This is a genomic window from Treponema endosymbiont of Eucomonympha sp., assembly GCF_001028545.1.
This window is the reverse complement of the sequence record NZ_BBPW01000148.1, coordinates 1-1,559: the sequence shown is the minus strand read 5'-3', so window position 1 is coordinate 1,559 and position 1,559 is coordinate 1. Positions and strand designations below refer to the sequence as shown.

The 1,559-nt window shown below is 57.8% G+C and carries 2 protein-coding genes; both read right to left on the bottom strand.

Going from position 1 to position 1,559, the window contains the following annotated elements; translation table 11 throughout:
* Positions 1–6: 6 nt before the first annotated feature.
* Entirely contained in the window at positions 7–612 is a 606-nt protein-coding gene (locus tag AWU74_RS05450) for a LiaI-LiaF-like domain-containing protein (RefSeq protein WP_062328410.1), read from the bottom strand.
* Between the two features lie 348 nt (positions 613–960).
* Positions 961–1,559 (bottom strand): transposase (locus AWU74_RS13845; RefSeq protein WP_162504870.1); only part of this gene is annotated, 599 nt, incomplete at its 5' end.

The window sequence follows — 1,559 nt, the reverse complement described above, 5'->3', positions numbered from 1 at the left end:
AGTTTTTCAGCCTTCCTGCCGCGTTTCGCCTTGAAAATCGTCGGAGTTGTCGTCTTCGGCTGCCGGAGACGCGCCGAACGGGGAGCGGCAAAAGAACAGGACGACCAGCACGGTTCCGGTCAGGACGAGCGCGGCGGGCCACCATTTGGAGGCGAACGGCAGAAAGCGCTCGGATATGACGCCGAAGGAAAAGAGCAGCAGAAAAAAGCCGAGCGCCAAGAGCAGCACGGCGGGAACCAGCGTCGAAACGCCGGGACGCTTCCGCCGGTAGAAGCCGGCGCCCAGCAGCGACACGCCGCAAAACAGCACCGCCAGCGGCCATATTTTTGCCGGCGAATACGGCAGCAGTCCGGCGTTCGCCAGCAGCAGCACGGAACCGGCAAAAAACGCGCACAGCGCGGCGAAGAAGCACCACCTTCTGAGCCGCTTTGTCAGCGCGCGGTACAGCGCGGTGCTGCCCGACAGGATAAGCGCGGCGGACACGGCGAGCATACGCGCCGACGACGCCTCGCCGGAGAGGATTCCCAGAAGCAGCACGCCCGCGGCGGCGCTTGCAAGGCCGCACGTCAGCAGTATGTCCGGCGGCTCAGGTTTTTTCCGGTCGGTATTCATAACGGGGCGACTGTACCATATTTCCGCAGTTTCGCATAGGCGCGTCGTTACCCTTGCGGGTAACGACCGAATTTGCCGCACGCCGCAAGCGCACGGAAAACTCTGCATAGAGGCAAGCGACTAGTAAAAGAAGCGGGAAGCCGACCCCTGCTAGGGCGGGCACGAGACACCTGCGCGGGAGGGCATGAGACACCTGCACGCGCCGCGTTCGGGCATAAAAAAAGAGCGGGGCGTTTTGCCCCGCTCTTGCGCGTCTATGCCGTTCACCAGCCTACCCTATGTGCCGGGTTCCCTCAAGAAATTCGGTCGTTGCCCTTCCGGGCAACGCTGTTCTGTTCCGCAGCGGCTTTATTTCCAGTCTGTCCAAGCATCCAGAAAAGTAAGAAATCCAATGCTCTTGCCCCGAATGGATATAATTATTGTATCGCCGTTGTTCCTATCCCTGTGTGCGTAAGGTATGCCGGCTGCTTTCAGATGACGTTCGTATCTGCCCTGACTGTCATAACCAAAGGCAACAGTGAAACTATAGGTAAAGCTTTTGTCACCTTTTTTGAAAGCGTGAAATAGATCATACCACTCATAAGCTCCCCACAAGCTGTTTTCGTCAAATTCTGTCTTGCCCGCCGGTCCTTCCAGCCAAACATGGTTATAATAAGAGCCAGCGTAACGGTCAGGATTTCCTTTGCCCATATCCCCGCTTGGAGAACTTGCCGGGCTGCCGCAGGAATAGAGAGCGGCTCCTAATCCTGTAACGGCGATAATCGCGGCGATGAAGGAAGCGGTGAGCTTTGCATAGCGCGTAGCAATTCCCCGCCGGCGCTTGAGGGCACGGAAGACGTTTTCAATGACGTGCCGCGCCCGATACAGTTCATGACTGTACGCTCTCTGCTCTTTCCGGCTTTTAACCGGAGGGATGACGGCTGTTATATCCGCTTCCTTAAGCATAT